General features: G+C 34.0%; 23 protein-coding genes, 1 other RNA gene and 1 pseudogene. 21 read left to right on the top strand and 4 right to left on the bottom strand.

Annotated elements, in window-relative coordinates:
- Positions 1-340: 340 nt before the first annotated feature.
- The 4 genes and pseudogenes from CBF36_RS11065 (at position 341) to CBF36_RS11050 (ending at position 2,717) form a co-directional block, all read left to right on the top strand.
- On the top strand, positions 341-1,090 hold the full coding sequence (locus CBF36_RS11065) for a hypothetical protein (protein ID WP_125958465.1): 750 nt from the start codon (positions 341-343) through the stop codon (positions 1,088-1,090).
- A gap of 10 nt (positions 1,091-1,100) precedes the next feature.
- Positions 1,101-1,321: pseudogene (locus CBF36_RS11060) on the top strand (DUF2829 domain-containing protein).
- Entirely contained in the window at positions 1,321-2,070 is a 750-nt protein-coding gene (locus tag CBF36_RS11055; RefSeq protein ID WP_125958464.1) for a 3-oxoacyl-ACP reductase, read from the top strand. The pseudogene CBF36_RS11060 and the gene CBF36_RS11055 overlap by 1 nt, the downstream one beginning before the upstream one ends.
- Before the next feature lie 134 nt (positions 2,071-2,204).
- Positions 2,205-2,717 carry a QueT transporter family protein gene (locus CBF36_RS11050; RefSeq protein WP_125958463.1) on the top strand — a complete coding sequence of 171 codons (513 nt, stop codon included), beginning with the start codon at positions 2,205-2,207 and terminating at the stop codon, positions 2,715-2,717.
- 45 nt (positions 2,718-2,762) lie between these two features.
- Here the strand turns inward: CBF36_RS11050 and CBF36_RS11045 are convergent, their stop codons facing one another.
- Positions 2,763-4,577 carry a M3 family oligoendopeptidase gene (locus tag CBF36_RS11045; protein WP_125958462.1) on the bottom strand — a complete coding sequence of 605 codons (1,815 nt, stop codon included), beginning with the start codon at positions 4,575-4,577 and terminating at the stop codon, positions 2,763-2,765.
- A 96-nt stretch (positions 4,578-4,673) separates the two neighbouring features.
- Between CBF36_RS11045 and CBF36_RS11040 the strand changes: the two genes are divergently transcribed.
- The 11 genes from CBF36_RS11040 to CBF36_RS10990 all read left to right on the top strand — a co-directional run bounded on the left by CBF36_RS11040 (position 4,674) and on the right by CBF36_RS10990 (position 12,117).
- Entirely contained in the window at positions 4,674-5,177 is a 504-nt protein-coding gene (locus CBF36_RS11040) for a VanZ family protein (RefSeq protein WP_125958461.1), read from the top strand.
- 84 nt (positions 5,178-5,261) lie between these two features.
- The gene (locus CBF36_RS11035) at positions 5,262-5,984 is read left to right on the top strand and encodes a YebC/PmpR family DNA-binding transcriptional regulator (RefSeq protein WP_125958460.1); all 723 of its coding nucleotides are present in this window, start codon (positions 5,262-5,264) and stop codon (positions 5,982-5,984) included.
- A gap of 105 nt (positions 5,985-6,089) precedes the next feature.
- Positions 6,090-7,040, top strand: coding sequence for a competence type IV pilus ATPase ComGA (comGA, locus tag CBF36_RS11030; RefSeq protein WP_243638026.1), 951 nt, complete (start codon positions 6,090-6,092; stop codon positions 7,038-7,040).
- Positions 6,961-8,043, top strand: a complete 1,083-nt coding sequence (gene comGB, locus CBF36_RS11025; protein ID WP_165865468.1) for a competence type IV pilus assembly protein ComGB — start codon at positions 6,961-6,963, stop codon at positions 8,041-8,043. Before comGA ends, comGB begins: the two co-directional genes overlap by 80 nt.
- Positions 8,040-8,339, top strand: coding sequence for a competence type IV pilus major pilin ComGC (comGC, locus tag CBF36_RS11020; RefSeq protein ID WP_270279935.1), 300 nt, complete (start codon positions 8,040-8,042; stop codon positions 8,337-8,339). The genes comGB and comGC overlap by 4 nt, the downstream gene beginning before the upstream one ends.
- A gap of 31 nt (positions 8,340-8,370) precedes the next feature.
- Positions 8,371-8,775, top strand: coding sequence for a hypothetical protein (locus CBF36_RS11015; protein ID WP_165865467.1), 405 nt, complete (start codon positions 8,371-8,373; stop codon positions 8,773-8,775).
- Positions 8,759-9,067 carry a type IV pilus modification PilV family protein gene (locus CBF36_RS11010; RefSeq protein WP_125958456.1) on the top strand — a complete coding sequence of 103 codons (309 nt, stop codon included), beginning with the start codon at positions 8,759-8,761 and terminating at the stop codon, positions 9,065-9,067. Before CBF36_RS11015 ends, CBF36_RS11010 begins: the two co-directional genes overlap by 17 nt.
- Positions 9,037-9,474 (top strand): competence type IV pilus minor pilin ComGF, encoded by a 438-nt coding sequence (comGF, locus tag CBF36_RS11005; protein WP_276330750.1) that lies wholly within the window; start codon positions 9,037-9,039, stop codon positions 9,472-9,474. Before CBF36_RS11010 ends, comGF begins: the two co-directional genes overlap by 31 nt.
- Positions 9,452-9,781: a hypothetical protein gene (locus CBF36_RS11000; RefSeq protein WP_125958454.1), complete on the top strand. Its 330-nt coding sequence runs from the start codon at positions 9,452-9,454 to the stop codon at positions 9,779-9,781. The genes comGF and CBF36_RS11000 overlap by 23 nt, the downstream gene beginning before the upstream one ends.
- Before the next feature lie 123 nt (positions 9,782-9,904).
- Entirely contained in the window at positions 9,905-10,918 is a 1,014-nt protein-coding gene (locus CBF36_RS10995; RefSeq protein WP_416340703.1) for a class I SAM-dependent methyltransferase, read from the top strand.
- Positions 10,919-10,932: 14 nt separating this feature from the next.
- Entirely contained in the window at positions 10,933-12,117 is a 1,185-nt protein-coding gene (locus CBF36_RS10990; RefSeq protein ID WP_125958453.1) for an acetate/propionate family kinase, read from the top strand.
- 66 nt (positions 12,118-12,183) lie between these two features.
- Here the strand turns inward: CBF36_RS10990 and CBF36_RS10985 are convergent, their stop codons facing one another.
- The 3 genes from CBF36_RS10985 to CBF36_RS10975 form a co-directional block, all read right to left on the bottom strand.
- Complete coding sequence (locus CBF36_RS10985) at positions 12,184-12,639, bottom strand: universal stress protein (protein ID WP_125958452.1); 456 nt, start codon at positions 12,637-12,639, stop codon at positions 12,184-12,186.
- Positions 12,640-12,988: 349 nt separating this feature from the next.
- Positions 12,989-13,178: non-coding RNA, 6S RNA (gene ssrS, locus CBF36_RS10980), on the bottom strand.
- 39 nt (positions 13,179-13,217) lie between these two features.
- The gene (locus tag CBF36_RS10975) at positions 13,218-14,498 is read right to left on the bottom strand and encodes a replication-associated recombination protein A (RefSeq protein WP_125958451.1); all 1,281 of its coding nucleotides are present in this window, start codon (positions 14,496-14,498) and stop codon (positions 13,218-13,220) included.
- Positions 14,499-14,607: 109 nt separating this feature from the next.
- On the opposite strand from CBF36_RS10975, the gene CBF36_RS10970 reads away from it, so the two are divergent.
- The 6 genes from CBF36_RS10970 (at position 14,608) to CBF36_RS10945 (ending at position 20,916) form a co-directional block, all read left to right on the top strand.
- Positions 14,608-15,081 (top strand): DUF3013 family protein, encoded by a 474-nt coding sequence (locus CBF36_RS10970; RefSeq protein WP_125958450.1) that lies wholly within the window; start codon positions 14,608-14,610, stop codon positions 15,079-15,081.
- Positions 15,082-15,096: 15 nt separating this feature from the next.
- A complete protein-coding gene (gene prmA, locus CBF36_RS10965; protein ID WP_125958449.1) occupies positions 15,097-16,044 on the top strand; it encodes a 50S ribosomal protein L11 methyltransferase in 948 nt (315 codons plus the stop codon).
- A gap of 2 nt (positions 16,045-16,046) precedes the next feature.
- Positions 16,047-16,802, top strand: coding sequence for a 16S rRNA (uracil(1498)-N(3))-methyltransferase (locus CBF36_RS10960; RefSeq protein WP_125958448.1), 756 nt, complete (start codon positions 16,047-16,049; stop codon positions 16,800-16,802).
- Positions 16,803-16,921: 119 nt separating this feature from the next.
- Positions 16,922-19,138 (top strand): RelA/SpoT family protein, encoded by a 2,217-nt coding sequence (locus tag CBF36_RS10955; RefSeq protein WP_125958447.1) that lies wholly within the window; start codon positions 16,922-16,924, stop codon positions 19,136-19,138.
- 10 nt (positions 19,139-19,148) lie between these two features.
- Entirely contained in the window at positions 19,149-19,586 is a 438-nt protein-coding gene (gene dtd / locus CBF36_RS10950) for a D-aminoacyl-tRNA deacylase (RefSeq protein WP_125958446.1), read from the top strand.
- A gap of 145 nt (positions 19,587-19,731) precedes the next feature.
- Positions 19,732-20,916, top strand: coding sequence for an MFS transporter (locus CBF36_RS10945; protein ID WP_125958445.1), 1,185 nt, complete (start codon positions 19,732-19,734; stop codon positions 20,914-20,916).
- Positions 20,917-21,317 lie beyond the last annotated feature (401 nt).

Here is a 21,317-nt window from a genome sequence, read left to right as displayed (position 1 = left end):
TCGGTTGTCTCTCGCTTCGCGAGACAACCAATTCTCATTAAAAATAAGAGAATCATCTGTTAAATTGAGTAGTTTTCTTGTATTATTATCCATAGGGGTATTCTCCTTTGTAATTTTGGTTTTAGTCAACTTAATTTTACCAATAAGAATGCCTCTTTTTCTATGTCTAAATAAAAAATCGCATTGATAGAATTTAATCTATCAACACGATTTAGTGTACAGCCGAATAAAATGTATTACTAGCATGAGTCAGATTAGACTTGTGCTAGTTTTTTTATCGAGTCAATTATCTATTCATGTTAAACTTAATTTATTAAACAAATGAATGTGGGGAGATATCATGAAAAAAGGGTTATTAATTATGTTTTTATCAATGGCACTGGTTGGTTGTGGCAAGCAAGAGAAAACACCTGACATAAAAGTCAGTGATACAAGCTCAAGTACACAAATAAGTAGTCAATCAAGTACTAAAGATAGTTCAACGACAGTCAAAATAGATGAGTCATCATCTACCTCAGAAGAAAAATTAGAACAAAATTCTAGTATTACAACGTTATCCAAAGACAAGTATTATCAACGTAATCTTATTAAAGAAATTAATCAGCAATTTTTAAATTGGGCAAGCAATCGAGCTAAAATTGGTGGTATGGCAGTGACATCTGAATTTTTTGATCATGGTTCTGCTGGAAGAGGCGATTGGTATGCAGTAACACCAGATGGATTGGCCATGGCACAGGATTTAGATAATCCTGGATACGATTATTTTCCATTGCATGTCGTAGGCGGTGTGACATTTTATTATTCGACCAATGGCACACTGGGTGCAACAGATGAGCGCCAACAAAGTTCTTTTGCAGCTGGCTTTAGTGAAGTAGCAGATGTGAATAAACCAATCATTAAATATATTTTATGTGATAATGGCATGATTTATGAGTTAAATAGTGGTGCTTCTCTATCAGTAGGTTTTTCTGAAGCAAGTGATGAGGGAGAAATTTCTAGAAGTCAAATCAATGAACGAGCATTTAAAACATCAGAAGATCAAGATGCTATTAATGAATTTAAACGAATTTTATCAACAATAAATCAATAGGAGAGAGAATATGACATTTGAAAAAATATTATCAGAATTAAAAGCAGGCAAAAAAGTGATTAGAAAAGGCTGGGTGGTTTTGAGTTATATGTCACACTTGTATCAGGAGAAAACTATGATAACTGTCCAGTGACTGATTATTTTTTAATTAAAACAAGTGATGAAGGATTTTCAAGTTTTGCTCCAACTGTGTGCGATATTTTAGCAGATGATTGGGAGATAGTTGAGTAATGAGTGGTATTATTTATACAGAGTTTGAAGGCAAGGTAGTCTTTGTCACAGGGGTGGCGTCTGGTATAGGAAAAGAGCAAGCTCGTTTATTTTTAGAACAAGAAGCATATGTGTTTGGTTTTGATAAAACAGAAGTTGACTGCGATTTTTCTAGTCGATTTACTTTTTTTAAAGGTGATGTCACCAATATAGATGATTTGGAACAAGCGGTTAGCGAGTGCTTAGCCAAGTATAACAAAATAGATATATTATTAAATACTGCTGGTAAGTTAGATGATTTTAAACCATTAGTCGAAACATCTGAGGATTTATGGGATGATATCTATGAAACGAACGTGAAAAGTTATTTTCGGTTAACTAAGTTAATTTTACCAATTATGTTAGAACAACAAGGTGGCACAATTATCAATATGGCCTCTATCGCTGGGTTAATTGGTGGTGGCGGTGGTATTAGTTACACTATGTCAAAACATGCGATTGTCGGGTTTACGAAACAATTAGCCTTAGATTATGCTAATCAAGGGATTCATGTGGTTGGGATAGCTCCAGGTGCTATCAAAACGCCAATGAACGCAGCTGATTTTTCGGGTGATGCTCAGATGGCTAGATGGGTAGCAGATGAAACACCTTGTAAACGTTGGGCATCTCCTGAAGAAGTAGCACAATTGACACTATTTTTAGCAAGTCAAGCCTCATCTTACATACAAGGAAGTATAGTACCAATTGATGGAGGATGGATGACGAAATAGGATTGTTTTTTTGTAAAAAAAGTGTATCCTATTAATTAGCGAGTTTTCGCACTACAACACTTCGTTGGGAAATTTTTCTCACATCCTTTGGTTGTAGTTATTAGCAAGGTAATCCTTGTAAAGGAGAAATGTAAATGGAAAATAAAAAAGAACAATCTGCTGTAGCCTCTTGGACAACAAAAGACACAGCAAAGATGGCCATTGTGGCAGGATTGTATGTTGCAGTGACGTTAGTGTTATCAGTCATTAGTTTTGGCACGATTCAGTTGAGAGTATCTGAGATGTTTAATTACTTATCGCTTTATAACAAACGCTACATAGTTGCTGTGACATTAGGTGTGGCAATAGCTAATGCTTTTTCACCATTAGGAATTATTGATGTATTAGTTGGAAGTATTAGCACGTTTTTAGTATTGGTAATAAATGATGCTATCACTAAACATGTTAAGAATATGAAAATAAAAATGGTCATAACAGCTATTGTTTTCGCATTATCCATGTTTACAGTTGCAGGTCAACTCACAATATTATATGATTTACCATTTTTCTATAACTGGTTGATTATTGGCATAGGTGAATTATTCTCTATGACAGTTGGTGGGTTCATTATGTATTGGATGAGTAAAAAAATTGATTTTACTAAATAAACAAACCTCTATGATTGAAGTTGCTCAATCATAGAGGTTTTTAAATTATTTAACGTAGTCTTCAGTTAATTCTAAGAATGTGTTCACATCTTGAATCATCATATCAATTCCAGCTTGCCAAAATTCATTTGATGTTAAATCAACGCCTAAATGTTTTTGAGCTAATTCTTCGGTTGTCATTGACGCTGTATCACGTAATAAAGCGATATAGTCATCTTCAAATGATGTTCCTTGTTTTTGAGCGAAAGCATAAATACCTAAGCTGAATAGGTAACCAAATGTGTATGGGAAGTTATAAAATGGCACGTCATCAATGTAGAAATGCAATTTACTTGCCCAGAAATGTGGGTGATATGAATTTAGAGAATCACAATAGCTTTCTTTTTGAGCAGCTACCATTAAATCAGTGATTTCAGTATCTGTTAAGACTTTTTCTTTGCGTTCAGTATAGAAATTATTTTCAAAAATGAAACGTGCATGAATGTTCATAAACATCGCTGTGGCATTTTGCATTTTAATATCAAGTAAATTGATTTTTTCTTCTGTTGATTTCGCTTGTTTAAGTGTTGCGTCAGCTACAATCAATTCAGCAAATGTACTAGCTGTTTCTGCTACGTTCATGGCGTAATCTTGGCTAACGGATGGTAAATCCCACATCACGTGTGAATGGAAAGCATGTCCTAATTCGTGAGCTAATGTAGACACTTCGTTGATTGATTCACCATAAGTCATGAAGATACGAGATTCTTCGTTTTCTGGTAACCCAGTACAATAACCACCCGGACGTTTACCTGGTCTATCTTCTGCTTCAATCCAGCTTTTTTCAAAGGCCATTTTAGCAAAGTCCGCCATTTTAGGACTAAATTTATTGAAGTTTTCAACAATAAAATCAGCCGCTTCATTAAATGTGTAGCGTTTTTCTTCAAAGTCACCTAAAATAACAGGCGCATCTTGATCTTGCCAATCCATTTTTTCTTTACCGAATAATTGTGCTTTACGAGTTAAGAAATCAACGAATGGTTGTTTGTTTTCAGCGATTGTTCCCCACATAGCGTCCAATGTTTCTTTTTTCATGCGGTTGTATTCTAATGGAATCTCTAAGTGATCGGTGATGCCATGTAGTTTATTATTTGTTAATCGGAAACCGTCTAAATGGTTTAATGTATCAGAAAATAGTGGGGCATAATTTGCCCACGTTTTTTCCCATGTATCAAATAAACGTTGTCTAACATCTGTATCAGCGTCTCCCATCATGCGATTAAATGCTTGACCTGCTGAAAGATAAGTTGTTTTTCCATCTTCTTCAAATGGAATTTGGATGTTTGCCACAATCGTATCATAGTGGGCGCTCCAAGCATTAAAGCCATCTGTTGATAATTGGTTAATCACTGACTCTTCTTTTTCACTTAATAGGCGTTTGCTTTGTTCACGAGCTTCTGTTAAATTAAAAGCCACACCTTGTTTTTGAGCAAAATCTGAAGCAAGGAGAGCATTCCAAGTATCAGTTGACAGGTTAGTTAGCTTTTTATAGAAAAGGACATTAGCGTTTTTAAATCCAGTATGTTTTGTAAATAATCCAGCTAATACACTACCTGCTTTTTTATTGTTAACATCTGCTGATTGAATGGCATTAACAAAGCTGATTGTTTGGCCAAACCCTTTAGATATTTTTTCTTGGACCGTCATGATAGCCTCGAATGCTTTAAATTCTGGCGCATCTGTTTCTGGATTCCAGTCTGTGACAAGTGATTGGTACTCTGTAATTTCATCATCTAGTAATAATAGGCGTTGTTCTAACTCTTTTGAGTCAATGCCTCCATTGAAAATTGAATCTAAATCCCATGTTATTGAATATGTCATATTATCTGACTCCTTTCATTATGGTTATATTATACCCTATACTATTAAAAAACAATGATAAAAAAGGAAAAAAGTTTAAGATTGGAGAAGTTCATTATGAAAAGTAAATTAAGTCAACCGAAAGTTTACACAGTAATCGCAATGGTGATTATGGTTATTTTATTCTATAGTTCATCAAAAACTTATACAGAGCAAAGTTCTGTTCCATTTCTTCAAAAGTGGCTAGCTAGTGAGCCGTTCGCTTCTAAATTACAAAATGTAGCGTTCTATTATGGTGGTAGTGAGGTGAGTATTAAAGCGATGGGCTATTTTAAATTTGTGGAATTTTTTATTCGAAAAGCAGCTCATTTTTTGACGTTTTTTATTTTGGGTGGTAGTTTATTTTTAATATTGCATTCAAAATTAAAGAAATCACTATTTAGTTTGTTCTTTGCTTGGTTTAGTGCCACAGGATACGCTGCAATGGATGAATTTCATCAGATGTTAACAGGAGATAGAACCCCACTTTTTCAAGATGTGATGCTTGATAGTATAGGAGCACTGACAGCTTGTGTGATGTTAGTGATTTATTTTGAATTTGGTCATAAAAAGTCAAAATAGGTTAGAGTGAGGTCTCTTTTTTAATCAACTTATGATAAAATGACATTATATGTTTGATATTATTTTAGAAAGAGGGGAATTGAAATGGCAGGACATTCAAAATGGAATAACATTAAGAATAGAAAAGGAGCACAGGATGCTAAACGTGGTAAAGTGTTCCAAAAATTATCGCGTGAAATCTATATGGCAGCAAAAAGTGGTGGTTCTGATCCGTCTTCTAACCCTTCGCTAAGATTAGTGTTAGATAAAGCAAGAACAGCGAATATGCCAAATGATAATATTCAACGTGCAATCAAAAAAGCAACGAGTGCGGGTGAGGGCGAAAATTATGATGAAGTGGTTTATGAAGGTTATGGCCCAGCAGGAGTAGCTATTTTAGTTCATACGCTAACAGATAATCGAAATCGGACGTCAACGAATGTGCGTGTCGCATTCAATAAAAATGGCGGTTCTCTAGGAGAATCTGGTTCGGTATCTTATATGTTTGATCGAAAAGGTTACATTGTGATTGAAAGAGAAGGCTTGGATGTAGATGAAGACACCATGATGTTAAGCGTGCTAGAAGCAGGCGGAGACGACATCGAAGTATCAGAGGAAGTATTTGAAATTTATACTGATCCAAGTGAATTTACAACAGTACGAGATGCATTAGAAAAGGATTATACGTTAGCACAAGCAGAATTAACCATGGTGCCACAAACGCTTGTTGAATTGAGTGAATCAGACAAAGAAAAATTAGATAAGATTGTTGATATTTTAGAAGATGATGACGATGTTTCTGAGGTCTTTACATCTGCGGACATGTAACAATAAAGCAAAAAACAACTAGAAAAAATTCTGGTTGTTTTTTTTTGCTTTTTTAAGAGTATTTTTAAAAAAAAGCAAATATTAAAGATGAGAAAGGAAAAAAATATGAAAAAACTAGCTAAAAAATTATTGGAATTTGGTTATACAAACCAAGTGAGTGATTTGTATATTCTCCCTAAATCTTCATCAATGTATGAGGTATCATTTCGACAGCATCATGATATGACAAACTATGACTCATTACCCTATAAAACAGCTGAGCAATTAATTTTATATTTTAAATACCTTGCAGGAATGGATATCGCCGAAAAACGTAAAGTTCAAATGGGTGGAACGACTATTAAAATAAAAAAAGGTAGTTTTCGAATTCGTTTATCTGTTGTAGGGGATTTTTTGAATCGTGAAACACTCGTGATTCGTTTTTTATATCTTATGTCGAGTAAAAGTCTTCAGTTTGTTGATGATAACCAAATTGAAAAAATAAAAAATCAAATCACACGCAATGGGTTATTTTTATTTTCAGGCCCTACTGGTTCTGGGAAATCAACCACCATGCATTTATTAATGCAATATTTAATTCATCAGGAAAATAAACATATCATCACGATAGAAGATCCAGTTGAGATAGAGGATGTAGGTTGTCTTCAATTTCAAGTCAATGAAAAAATCGGTTTAACGTATCAGGAACTGATTAAAGTGTGTTTAAGGCATCGACCAGATTGCTTGATGATAGGCGAAATAAGAGATACTGAAACGGCACAAATGGCTATGAGAGCAGCTTTGACTGGACATTTAGTTTTTTCGACTATACATGCTAAAAATAGGAAAGGAGTTGAAGCAAGATTAATAGAATTAGGGATTCCTAAAGAGGAAATGAATCAAAGTATACAAGGGATTGTATATCAAGAGATGTTGCCATTAATTTCTAAAGAAAAATATGGTGTGTTATACGATATGTTTGATAAAGAAGGCGAGGATGAGTGGGAAAAAAGTTTGCAAAAAGCCTATTATGAAAAGAAAATCACACAAAAAACCTATCAAACCTATAAAAATTAAACCTTATAGTCATCAAGAAAAATATGAGTTTATCTACCTATTAGGTAATTTGTTAGAAAATGGGTTTAGTTTGGAACAAAGTATTCAATTTATGAAGACTATTTCTTTCAAACAAGAAAAACAATTGACTTATATTGAAAGAAAACTACTAAAAGGTGAGTCTTTAGCAAAGTGTTTACTGGGAGTAGGTTTTTCAAAAGAGCAGTTGGCACCAATTAAATTCTCAGAAGTTCATGGGGATTTAGTTGGAACGTTAAAGAGAATGTCTTCGCAAATGAAAGAACGACAAAAACAGCGAAAAGAAATGATAAAGGTATTAAGCTATCCTGTTTTGTTATTAATCTTTTTAGTAGGGATGATAGTTGGAATGAAGTGGGTGATACTACCACAGCTCTCTGAGTTATCACAAGATCCAGCAACACCATCGTTGTTTAATTTGATTGATAAAGGACTGAAATATGGCCTATTGTTTATAAGTGTTTTGATATTATCTGGTTATTTAGTAGTCAATCGGTTAAATCGACACTCGCAAATAAAGAAACTGATGCTTTATGTTCGACTGCCAGTTATCGGAAAACTTTTAACCAGTTATTATACATCATTGTTTGCAACAGAATGGGGGAATTTATTATCTCAAGGAATGGAATTTAAAGAGGTTGTATTGATTATGCAACAAAAAGGATACTCACAATTAATGCAAGAAATGTCAAAAGAGATAAAAACAAAGTTGGAGCAAGGCATTTTTATTGATGAGCCAATTAGTCAATGGACTTTTTTAAAACCTGAATTAACGTGGATTATTAGACAAGGTGAAGTTCATGGACAACTAGGGCAAGAGTTAGTCATTTTTGGGGAACGAGAGTGGGAAACCTTTATGACAGAATGTGAGAAAAAGATTCAATGGCTTCAGCCAGTAACCTTTTTAATCATAGCCATATTAATTGTATCGGTTTATGGTTCGTTATTATTACCAATATATAGTGGAATGGGGGATTTTTATTGAAACGGTTAAATAAATTAAGAAAGAAGAATGATGGCTTTACTTTACTTGAAATGCTGATTGTATTACTAGTCATAGCTGTATTAATTATTTTGTTTGTACCAAACCTTTCTAAACAACAAGCGAGTATTAATAAACAAGGTGATGAAGCCTTAGGTAAAGTGATTCAAACACAAACAGAGATGTATTATTTAGATAATAATGAAAGACCAAAAGATTTAGATGAGTTAGTACAAGGTGGGTATATTTCGAAAGAACAAAAAGATAAGGCAGAAAAAATAGGCATTAAAGTTGAATAATGATGGGTTTACTCTATGGGAATGTTTATGCGTGTTACTGGTTATTAGTATATTTGGATTATTACCAGTTATCAGAATAGAAAAGTGGAAAGAAAAACAAAATGTCACAGCACAGCTGGTGATGTTTGAAAGGTTATATGAAAAAAGTCAGCACAGTGCCATTATAGAAAAAGAGAGTAGTCATATTCTAGCAGACAAACATTCGCAAAAATTAGTGTTTAGCTATACAATAAAAGGACGAAAGACAGAAGAAATAGTGAATATAGAGGCACCATTAAGAATTAATAAAAAAAGTTCGCTTGAGTTACAACCTGGAACAGCGAGTCCAAGTAAATTAGAAACATTTTCATTTTTCGATCAATCGTCACAAACGAAAATTGACTATATTGTTCAATTAGGAAGTAGTAAGGTATTTAAGTATGTGGAAAGACAATGAAGGATTTTTATTATTTGAAAGTCTTTTGGCATTATTTATTTTAACAATAGGCATATTATTTATGATGGAAACCGTATTATTTTTAAGGCAACAAGAACATCATAATCAATTGCATTTAGAATTAGCCATTTTTGCCAAAGAATGGGAATGTATAGAAACTAAACTTGATGAACAAGCATTAAGAGAAAAAGCCAAGAAACAGCATATTGTATTAATAGAAAGTAGTGATGACCATTTTATTGTAGAAAAAGAAGGGACTCAATTAGAGATACTAACCACGAAGAAAAATTAAATGGTGGGTTTACATTATTAGAGTGTTTAATCGCACTAAGTCTGATGACAGGATTACTGTTATTTTTGACGCCTTTTATTAAACAGGTCAATCGGCTATGGGAGTATCAAGAAGATGCCTCTTATTTAGAAGTACAAATTGGTAAAAGACAGCTAGAACATGAAATTGAGGCATTAACGTTATTAGAAGTAAAACCAGCAGCATTAGTTTATAAAAAAGTAGTAGATGGAAAAGCAGATGAACGAATTGTTTTTGACATGTATGAAGATAAATTGCGAAAAAAACCAGGTTTTCAACCGATTATAGTTGGATTAAAATCCGTATCTTTCATTGAATTTGATTCACTGATTGAAATGACATTAGTTACTTTAGAGGGGGAAGAGTATGTTTACTTTCTTAAGAAATAAAGAAGGAAGCATAGCTCTTCCTTTTTTGGCGGTATTAACATTGATTACCATTACAACATTATATTTTATTGACGATTATCAGCGAAAACAACAGGTGATAAAGCAAGCGACAGATGCCTATATAGCAGATACGTTAGAAGAAAAATATAAAAAATATGCTTTGATAATGGAAAATGATACGTCACAAATAATTGAGTATAATATTGGAAAAGTAAAACTGGAAAAAAGTAAACATGGAACCTATGTAAAACTCTTTATTGAGTTGAACACGGGTTTTAAACGACAGGTTTTTGTAAATATTGAGTAAAGGCTATCAAAACTTCGAAAAAACCCTATCATTTTCAGTTTGAATACCTTGAAATATCCTAATGCTTTCGATAGAATAGGAAAGTAAGAGATTTGTGAATAAGACAAGGAAGAGGTGACACAATTGTCTCAAACGAATGTGGAGATAGGCTTTAAAGATATGCATGAATCTGTGAAATTGCTTCAGCAAACACTAGATACATCTTTTTTTGATGCTTATGTCGAAAACGGAGAGAATTTATTGGATGGTGGCAGTGTTCGTGTGATTGATGATGTTCCAAGTCAGCTAGAAGTCGAGCAACTTGAAACCTATTATCAAGAGTTATTAAACATGGCGTTGTCAACTGAAGAAAAGAGAAAAATCACTCAGTTAACATTACTTAGTGGCTTAAAAGTGGAACCACTTCAAGCAAATCATCAACTAACGCCAGATGGTATTGGCTTTTTGTTTGTTTATATGATTGAACAATTGATGAAACATAAAAAAGACAATATGGTTGTTGGGGACTTGTCTGTTGGTATGGGTAATTTACTTTATACTATTTTGAGCAATTTAAGTATAGCTGGTTATACTAATATTAAAGGAATTGGCGTTGATGTCGATGAGTTATTATTAGAAGTAGCCGCTGTAAATAAAAATTGGTTAGGATTAGAAGCAGAATTATTTCATCAAGATTCTTTAGAACCATTGCTTATTGAGCCATTAGATGTTGCAGTAGCAGACTTACCGATTGGATACTATCCAAAAGATGAGGTAGCAAAAGACTTCATGACATCTTTTTCTACTGAACATAGTTACGCACATCATTTATTAATGGAACAAAGCATGAAGTATGTGAAAGAGGGAGGATTTGGTTTATTTTTAGTGCCAAATAATTTCTTAGAAACAGATCAAGCAGACGTTCTAAAAAAATGGTTAGTTGAAGAAGTTTATCTGCAAGGTATATTACAATTACCAAAAACTCTTTTTAGTCAAAAAAGTTTAGGGAAATCGATTGTACTTGTCCAAAATAAAGGAGATAATGCTATGCAAGCTCAAGAAGTGCTGCTTGCTGAATTACCTTCTTTAAAAGAAAATCAAAGTGTGTTAAATTTTGTTAATCAGTTTCGTCAATGGTGCGAATCGAATATAAAATAGGGGAGAAAACAAACATGTCAAAAACAATCGCAATCAATGCTGGAAGTTCAAGTTTAAAATGGCAATTATATACAATGCCAGAAGAAACAGTTATCGCTAAAGGAATCGTTGAAAGAATTGGATTAAATGATTCAATTTTTACAATCAAATATGGCGAAGATGAAAAATATGAAGTAATTAAAGATATTGAAGATCATGAAATTGCTATTAATATGTTATTAGAACAATTAACAGCATTAAACATCATTGAATCTTTTGAAGAAATCACAGGAGCTGGTCACCGTATTGTAGCTGGTGGAGAACATTTCAAAGAATCAGCTATTATCGATGACGAAGCACTTGCTCTAGTTGATGATTTAGCAGAATTTGCGCCATTACATAACCCAGCAGAAGCGAAAGTTATCCGCGTATTCCAAAAATTATTGCCAAACACATTAAATGTTGGAGTATTCGATACATCATTCCATACAACAATGCCTAAAGTAAACTATTTATATAGCATTCCAACAGAATACTATGAAAAATATGGCGCAAGAAAATATGGGGCACACGGAACAAGTCATCGTTATGTAGCAGAACGTGCTGCTGACATGTTAGGTAAACCAATTGAGGAATTAAAAATCATCACTTGTCACTTAGGTAACGGGGCGTCTATCACAGCTGTTGATGGTGGAAAATCAATTGATACATCAATGGGATTCACACCATTAGCTGGTGTTACTATGGGAACTCGTTCAGGTGATATTGATGCGTCATTATTACAATATTTAATGGGTAAATTAGAAATTACTGATATTAAAGAAATGGTTGAGATTTTAAACAAAAAATCAGGTTTACTAGGTTTATCAGGTATTTCAAGTGACATGCGTGACTTAGAAAACGCTGATACAGAAGCTGCTAAAGTAGCAATTGAAATCTTTGAAGACCGTATCCGTAAATACATTGGTAGCTATGTTGCAACAATGAACGGTGTGGATGCGATTGTCTTTACAGCAGGTATTGGTGAAAATGCAATCGATATTCGTAAAAACATCATTGATGGTTTAAGTGTCTTTGGTTGTGAAATGGACGCTGAGAAAAACAATGTTCGTGGTGAAGAACGTGTGATTTCAACAGATGATTCTAAAGTTAAAGTGTTATTAATTCCAACAGATGAAGAATTAATGATTGCAAGAGACGTTGAAGCATTAAAAAAATAATGAGATAGAAAAAAGACGAGAAACCATCAGTGGATTCTCGTCTTTTTTATTGTCTTTAATGTGTTTTTATTGTTTATTATCCATATCTGTACGAACAACTAAAACGTCACTTTTAGCATGAACAGAGACGTAGCTTGATACAGAACCAAGTAAAATTCTCTCCATAGCGTTCAATCCAGTAGCCCCAATCATAATTAAATCGATACCTAATTCTTTTGGTAAATCTTCAGAGAGGACAATTTTAGGTACTCCAATACGGATAACAGTTTCAACCTTTTCAAATTGGTGCTCATTAGCATATTCTACATATTGTGCTAAGGCTGCTTCAGCTTCTTTTTTGGCATTTGTTGCGAGTGTTTCATCATAAGATGAGACTGTTTCAAATGCACGCATATCAACAATGTGAGCAATGTAAAGGGTAGCGTCATTTCGTTTAGCCACATGCACAGCTTTTTTAAGTGCGCGTTCTGCTTCTTTTGATCCATCCATTGCGACCAATATTTTTTTGTATTGTTTTTGCATGATAATCCATACTCCCCTTAGTGAATGTTTTGAGATAATATTATACTAAATATTGATGAAACGCAAAGTACAATAAAGATGTAAATTAAACTAATAAGCTTTGTTGCAAAAAATAACCCAATTACAATACCAATGACTGCCAGTAAAAGAAGTGAAATTGAAAAATTTTTTAGTGTTGATTGATTTTTTTCTGTAAAGACAACTAACAAAGCCTGTTGTTTCTTTGATAAAAAATAACTAATAATACATAAAATAAAAGCAAAAACTAAAAGAATCATTTTTAACAACATACCACAACCTTTTCATTTAAACATGATAAAAAGGCAATTTGCATGACGCAAATTGCCAAAAAATATCCGTCGATGCCGTTTTGTATCCCGGATGGTTGAACCCGCTAAATAATGCAGGTGGGAATCGCTGTAAATACCTCAAACTACCAAATGAAAAGGCGTGTTTTTAATAAATACTCGTTGATTCCCAAAGTGAAACGATTTGTTCGGTCAACACTAATGGGGATACTGCGTACATCACAGATATCTTAGTTATATAATAGCACAGGAATTCAGATTCTTCAATTGTTAGGACTGGCGTTTCTTTTGTGAAGTGAGCCACTCCCATTGTTTTCCTAACGCCATTTCATATTTTCCTGTTTGAACAGGTTCGTAGTAAGTGGCATATTTTATTTTATCTGGTAAGTATTGTTGCTTGACCCAATGATTATCAAAACTATGTGGGTATTTGTAGTCTACTCCGCGATTTAATTTTTCCGCACCCTTGTAATGTGAGTCTTTCAAATGATCAGGCACGTCTCCTGTGTTTCCTTGTCTGATGTCACTTAACGCGTTATCAATGGCGACAATACTTGAATTTGATTTTGGTGATAAACATAAATCAATCACAGCATTAGCAAGTGGTATTCGTGCTTCGGGAAATCCTAATTTTTCAGCTGCTTGGACAGCAGATACAGTCCTTGCACAAGCACCAGGATTAGCTAGACCAATGTCTTCATATGCAATCACCATGAGTCGTCTGCAAATTGACATCATATCCCCAGCTTCAACCAGTCTAGCCATGTAATGCAAGGCAGCATCCACATCACTTCCACGAATACTTTTTTGAAACGCAGAAATCACATCATAATGGGCATCTCCATCTTTGTCATGGGTAAGCGATTTTCGTTGCACACATTCTTCTATGATTTCTAGTGTAATGTTTATTTTCCCAGCATCATCTGGCTTAGTTGACTTTACAGCAAGTTCTAAACCATTTAACGCACTCCTTAAATCACCATTTGTCGCACGTGTTAAATGAATCATGGCTTCATCAGTGAGTATTACATCAAGATTTCCTAAACCATCTACCTTATCAGTTAACGCTCTATTAATCGCTTTTTTAATATCTTGTTCAGTGAGAGGTTTGACTTCAAAAATTTGTGTTCGACTGCGAATCGCAGGATTAATTGAAATATAGGGATTTTCCGTTGTTGCTCCAATTAAAATCACGCGTCCATTCTCTAAATGAGGTAATAAAAAATCTTGTTTTGGTTTATCAAGTCTATGGACTTCATCTAGTAATAAAATAAGTGTGCCACTCATTTTGGCCTCTTCTACAACAATTTGTAAATCCTTTTTACTGTCGGTTGCGGCATTCAACATGCGAAAAGCATAGTGAGTTGAACCAGCAATAGCACTTGCAATACTCGTTTTTCCAGTTCCAGGTGGACCATATAAAATCATAGAGGATAATTGTTTGGCATCAACCATTCGGCGAATAATTTTTCCTTCACCGACTAAGTGCTTTTGCCCAACCACGTCATCAATGGTTTTTGGTCTCATACGATAAGCGAGAGGTTTATTCATCTGTCTTCCCCCTTTAATAAACTCATTATAACATAGGTTTAGTATTGGCAAATGCTACCAACTTTTGTATGATAGAGACAATACAAAGAAAGTGTAAGTGTGTGAAAAAATGAAAGACAATATGTTAACAGAATTAGAAAAACAACTTGAAAAAGCCTTAGAAGAATTTGACTTTGCCATTGATTGGGATGTCAAACAACATCGTATTGAAGTATCTGTTGTATTATTTGCTGAAAATAAATCAAACGATGTCATCGAAGACGAAGAAGGGGTTCAATCGGAAGAAGAAGTGATTGAATTTGAAGATAGTTTAGTATTATATGCTGAGGATAAAGAAGTACCTGATGAGTTAGAGTATTTAGCTATGATTCCATTTAATCGTAAAAAAGGAATGTTAAAAGGTGATATTAAAGCTTTAGCAAACTATTTAGCAGAAGTGTTAGTGAATGGACAAGATGATTTATTAGACTTCTTAAATGATGAAACCATCGAAACATTTGAATTAGTGTGGAATGATGAGGCGTTTGAAGAGGAAAAGAAAAATAATAACGGGACAGCTATGGTAGCTTATCCAAAGTATTAAAAGGGAGATCAGACAATGAAATGGAATCAATTATCTGTTATTACTTCCAGTGAGGCAGTAGAAGCAGTATCAAGTATTTTAATGGAAGCAGGAGCTAATGGGGTAGCTATTGAGGACTCGATGGACTTAGTTAATTTTGAAAGTGACCCTTTTGGTGAAATTTTAGATAAGGAGACTTTTTCTCATAGAAAAGAAGGGGCAGAAGTCATTGCTTATTTTCCGGAAACATTATTTTTACCAGAAATTATTCCAAGTATTCAGTTAAAAGTTGAAGAACTTGCGACATTTGGTTTAGACATTGGAGAACATAACATTACAGCCTCTGAAGTGGAGGAGAGTGATTGGGCAACTGCTTGGAAAAAATATTATCACCCAGTTAATATCAGTCGTTATTTAACCATTGTACCTGAGTGGCAAGACTATACACCAAACAATCCTGATGAACATATCATTTATCTTGATCCAGGAATGGCATTTGGTACGGGGACACACCCAACAACTCGTTTGACGTTACAAGCACTTGAAGTGACACTACGAGGTGGGGAAACAGTACTTGATGTGGGAACAGGTTCAGGTGTTTTAAGTATTGCAAGTAAGTTTTTAGGTGCAAAAGAGGTATTTGCTTATGATTTAGATGAAGTTGCTGTAAATTCTGCTAAAGAAAATATGGCGCTAAATCCAGTGGCAAAAGATGTTCATGTTTCGGCGAATGATTTATTAAATGGTGTTGATAAAAAAGCGGACGTGATTGTGGCAAATATTTTAGCTGATATTATTGTATTAATGTTAAAAGACGCTCATCGTTGTCTAAAAGATGATGGAACACTGATTATCTCTGGAATTATTGAAGATAAAATACCAATGATTTTATCTGAGTTAGAAAAAGAGAAATTTGTCGTTGATCAGTTGTTTAAACAAAAAGACTGGTATGCCATTATTGTTAAAAAACAATTGGAGGACTAGATATGCAACGATATTTTTTGCCTTGTGATTATGAAGAACAAGAAACCTTCAATTTAGTTGGAGACGATTTTCATCATGCGAAACATGTGATGCGAATGGGACTAGACGATGAGTGTTTTTTAGTTTTTAAAAATGAACATGCTATAAAAGCGAAAATTATTGAGATAACAGATGAAAAAATTATCTTTGAGGAAGTTGCTAAAGAAGAAATGGCAAAAGAGATGCCAGTAAAGGTTATTATCGCCTGTGGCTATACTAAAGGAGATAAGTTAGAACTTGTCGCTCAAAAAGCAACGGAATTAGGGATGCATGGGTTGATTGCTTTTCCTTCGAAAACCTCTGTGGTGAAATGGGATGAGAAAAAACGAAACAAAAAAGCACAAAGACTTGAAAAAATCGTCAAAGAAGCATCTGAGCAATCTCATAGACAAGTAGTACCTAGTGTGTCATTGTATGGTTCTTTTAATGATTTACTAGAGAAAACAACTGACTTTACACAGTGTTTAGTGGCGTATGAAGAGTCTAGTAAACAAGGTGAGAATAGTCAGCTTGTGAAAACATTAATGACTTGTCAGCCAGGTGACTCTCTATTGATTGTATTTGGCCCTGAAGGTGGTATTACACCAGAAGAAATTGAGTTATTAGTAGAAAAAAAGGTTCAGTGCTGTGCCTTAGGTCCACGTATTTTACGAGCAGAAACCGCTCCGCTTTATGCGTTATCAGTAATGAGTTATCAATGGGAGTTAAATAAAAAATAAAACACGAAAAAACTCATCATAAATTGAAAATAGTGATTTAAGTGCGTTATAATAAAAGTAATAAAAATTAAGTTAAAAAGTACTATTGTGGTACTTTTTTTTCATAAGGAGGGGAAAACATGCCAAAAGAAAAAGATTTAACCGCTGAAGAAGTCATAAAAATGGTATCGACGTATATGAACCCTCAGCATGTCGCATTTGTTGAAAAAGCAAGTGATTATGCAAGAGAAGCACATAAAGGACAATTTAGAAAATCAGGAGAGCCTTATATTATTCATCCTATCCAAGTAGCAGGAATTTTGGCTGAATTAAATATGGATCCTCACACGGTTGCAACTGGTTTTTTACATGATGTTGTAGAAGATACAGATGTGACGTTAGACGATTTAGAAAAAGAATTTGGTCCTGATGTTGCGATGTTAGTAGATGGTGTGACAAAACTTGGGAAAATAAAATATAAGTCACATGAAGAACAATTAGCTGAAAATCATCGTAAAATGCTATTAGCGATGTCACAAGACTTGCGTGTCATTATGGTGAAACTAGCAGATAGAGTGCATAATATGCGAACACTGAATCATTTAAGAGAAGATAAACAACGACGTATTGCAAAAGAAACATTGGAAATTTATGCCCCGCTAGCTCATCGTTTGGGGATTAGTTTGATTAAGTGGGAATTAGAGGACCGTTCACTTCATTATTTGAACCCTCGCCAATATTATCGTATTGTCCACTTGATGAAATCAAAACGTGGCGAACGTGAGCAATATGTGGCTCAAGCAGTAGAAGAAATTAGAGAAGCCACAGAAGAATTGGGAATTTATGGTGAAATTTATGGTCGTCCCAAACATATCTACTCGATTTATTGTAAAATGCATGACAAGAAAAAAGAGTTTTCAGAAATTTATGATTTACTAGCTATTCGAGTAATTGTAGACTCAATCAAGGATTGTTATGCTGTTTTAGGCGCGATTCATACAAAGTGGAAACCACTTCCTGGACGATTTAAAGATTATATTGCAGTTCCTAAGACGAATATGTATCAATCTCTTCATACGACGATTATTGGGCCAAATGGCAGTCCGATTGAAATTCAAATTAGAACACATGAAATGCATCAAATTGCCGAGTTTGGGGTAGCTGCTCATTGGGCATATAAAGAAGGAAAAACAGAACAGCAAACGGATAATAATGCTAATCAAATTAGTCTACTTCGTGAAATTATTGAGCTACAAGATGAAAATTATGATGCATCTGAATTTATGGATAACGTCAAAGGTGAGATTTTCAGTGATAAAGTCTATGTGTTTACGCCAAAAGGTGATGTAACAGAATTACCTAAAGGCTCAGGACCACTTGATTTTGCTTATAATATTCATACTGAAGTCGGGAATAAAACAACAGGTGCAAAAGTTAATGGCAAGATGGTTCCACTGGATTATAAACTAAAAAATGGCGATATCATCGAAGTCTTAACGTCTCAAAATTCATTTGGTCCAAGCCAAGACTGGGTGAATATGGTTGTCACAAGTAAAGCTAGAAATAAAATCAAACGCTTCTTTAAAATTCGTGATAGAGAAGAAAACATCGATAAAGGGAAGCATCAACTTGAAAAATTATTTGAAGATAATGACTTTGTTGCAAAAGACTTTTTAACAAAAGAAAAAGTCGATGATGCTTTAGAAAAATTTGCATTTCAACAATTAGATGATTTATATGCGGCCGTTGGTTTTGGTGAAGTCACAGCACAAGTTGTCTTTAATCGTCTAACAGAAAAAGAACGTAAAGAACGGGGTATTAAGAAACAACAAGAAGAAAACGAAGAATTAATGAAACAATCTGCACAGAAAAAAGAAGTTAACCGAATGAAGATTCGTCATGAAGGTGGGATCGTTATTCAAGGTGCGGATAATCTATTGGTTCGGATTAGTCGTTGTTGTAACCCAGTGCCAGGGGATGAGATTGTTGGCTATATTACAAAAGGTCGAGGGGTATCTATCCATCGAAAAGATTGCCCGAATATGAATAGTTCACCTGAAGTAAAAGAACGTCAGATTGAAGTAGAGTGGGAAGACACCGCAGCAAACAGTGATCAAGAATATAATGCTGATTTAGAAATTTATGGGTATAATCGTTCTGGTTTATTGAATGATGTGTTGTTAGTGGTGAATGCTAATACGAAAAAACTAATGAGCGTGGAAGCAAAAACAGCAAAAAATAAAATGGGAGTTATCCATTTAACGATTAGCATCCGTAATTTAGCTCATCTAGAACAAATTGTTGATAAAATAAAAAATATACCAGACGTTCATAGTGTGAAACGAACAAAAGGATAGGTGAATAAAGATGCGTGTTGTTCTTCAGCGAGTTTCAAAAGCAAGTGTTACAATAGAAGAAAAGATAGTGGGTTCCATTAACAAAGGATATGTACTTTTAGTTGGTATAGCAGAAGAAGATACTGAAAAAGAAGCAGAATATTTGGCGAAAAAGATTAGTAAGTTAAGAGTGTTTGAAGATGAGTCAGGTAAAATGAATTTAGATATTCATCAAATTGAGGGAAGTATCTTGTCTATTTCTCAATTTACCTTACTTGCTGATACGAAAAAAGGAAATCGACCAAGTTTTGCTAAGGCAGGCCACCCTGATATGGCGAGTCGACTATATGATTTTTTCAATGAGCAGTTACGTCAAGAAGGCCTAGAAGTAAAAGAGGGTGTTTTTGGAGCAGATATGCTTGTATCAATCGAAAATGATGGACCTGTAACGATTGTTTATGATAAATAGAATGAGAAGACATTGAATGACTGTAACACGTTGTTTGATGTCTTTATTTTTTATTGCTAAATAACAAAAAACGAAAATTTTTCTTTCTTTTTATGAATAATTATGATTTAATAGTAAAAATGGTTAAAAGAAGGAGAGATTGTTCGTGTCTAAGTATCAACGAAAAGTTTTAGTATCAACGGCGGCAGGTATTGGTTTAGAGAACATGGATATCATGTTTTTAGCATTTTCATTATCATCTATTATTTCTTCACTACAGGTTACAAGTGCTCAAGCGGGATTTATTTCCACTATTACTAATTTGGGCATGCTAGCAGGTGGTATTTTTTTTGGTCTTTTAGCAGATAAGATAGGTCGAGTTAAAGTATTTTCATACACGGTTATCACCTTTTCGATTGCGTCATTATTAATGTTTTTTGCTTCAAATATTTATTTAGTGTATTTATTCCGTTTTATTGCAGGGATTGGAGCAGGTGGAGAGTATGGGGCTTGTATGTCACTTGTATCTGAAACATTTTCTAAGAAAAATTTAGCCAGAGCCACGTCTGTTGTTGCGATTGGTGGACAAGTTGGAGCGATTATAGCAGCAATTTTAGCATCTTTAATTATTCCAGTATTGGGATGGAAAATGTTGTATGTGATTGGTGTGTTACCAATATTCTTTGTTTTATTTATCCGCCGAGGTTTAACAGAACCAGAAAGCTTTACAAAACGTCAAGAAAGTGGTGAAAAACCAAAACTGTCTTTATTATTTAAAGATGGTAAAACAACTTGGCAAACTGTTGGATTAACGTTAATGGTAACTGTCCAAATTGCAGGCTATTTTGGCTTAATGAATTGGTTACCTTCAATTATGCAAAAACAATTAGGGTTATCAGTATCAGGATCATCATTATGGATGATTAGTACTATATTTGGTATGAGTTTAGGAATGTTAACTTTTGGAACTGTTATGGATAAATTAGGTCCAAGATTATCATTTGGTTTATTTTTAATCTTTTCATCATTATCAGTTTATTTGATTGTTTTAGCCAAAGGACAGTGGAGTTTGTTATTATCTACCATGCTAGTAGGGTATTTTATAAATGGTATGTATGGAGGATATGGTGCGATTATTAGTTCACTCTATCCAACAGAAATTCGTGCGACAGCTAATAATGTGATTATGAACTTGGGAAGAGCAATCGGAGGATTTTCTTCTGTTGTGATTGGATTTTTAATGGATAATTATTCTTTAACAGCTGTTGTGGTTTGCTTATCAGCTATTTATTTAGTAAGTTTATGTATAATGCTTACTATTCCAGGATTTAAATTGTATAAAGAAAAGTAGAGAGGACTTTGTCTTTATATTTTCTTAAGTAAAAGTTTAAATAAACTAATAAAAAAAGGCATGGTTTTATCATTGTTAGAGATTATTATGTAAGCATACCAACAAAACAACCCTAACAAACTTTTTCATTTTATTTACTCCTCCAAAGTAAATAAACAACTCCTTTTTGCCACTAGAGGCTGTACACTAAATCGTGTTGATAGATTAAATTCTATCAATGCGATTTTTTATTTAGACATAGAAAAAGAGGCATTCTTATTGGTAAAATTAAGTCGACTAAAACCAAAATTACAAAGGAGAATACCCCTATGGATAATAATACAAGAAAACTACTCAATTTAACAGATGATTCTCTTATTTTTAATGAGAATTGGTTGTCTCGCGAAGCGAGAGACAACCGA

Origin of the sequence: Vagococcus bubulae, assembly GCF_003950315.1 — a bacterium.
Taxonomy (GTDB): domain Bacteria; phylum Bacillota; class Bacilli; order Lactobacillales; family Vagococcaceae; genus Vagococcus; species Vagococcus bubulae.
Note: the sequence above shows the minus strand (reverse complement) of the source record. Positions and strands in the feature narration are given on the sequence as shown.